We start from the raw sequence: 390 nt of genomic DNA on the forward strand, positions 1-390 counted from the left end.
ATGAGGAGCGGAAGGGTATGAGCGAACGGGTATGCGTTATCGGCGCTGGTCCGAGCGGGTTGGCGCAGCTTCGCGCATTTGAGTCTGCGAAGCGCAAGGGCGCGGATGTGCCTGAGGTGGTTTGCTTCGAGAAGCAGGAGAACTGGGGCGGTTTGTGGAACTACACGTGGCGGACGGGTCTGGACGAGTATGGCGAGCCGGTCCACTGCTCCATGTACCGTTATCTGTGGTCGAACGGCCCGAAGGAGTGCCTGGAGTTCGCCGACTACTCGTTCGAGGAGCATTTCGGGCGTGCGATCCCGTCCTATCCGCCCCGGGCGGTGCTTGCGGATTACATCATGGGTCGTGTGGAGAAGAGCGGGGTGCGGGATTACGTGCGCTTCCGGACGC

General features: G+C 62.3%; 1 pseudogene. It reads left to right on the forward strand.

Going from position 1 to position 390, the window contains the following annotated elements:
- Window positions 1–17: 17 nt before the first annotated feature.
- A pseudogene (locus A7A08_RS15340) lies at window positions 18–390 on the forward strand (NAD(P)/FAD-dependent oxidoreductase); the annotation flags it as partial.

The sequence above is a fragment of the Methyloligella halotolerans genome (genome assembly GCF_001708935.1).
In the GTDB taxonomy this organism is placed as follows: Bacteria; Pseudomonadota; Alphaproteobacteria; order Rhizobiales; family Methyloligellaceae; genus Methyloligella; species Methyloligella halotolerans.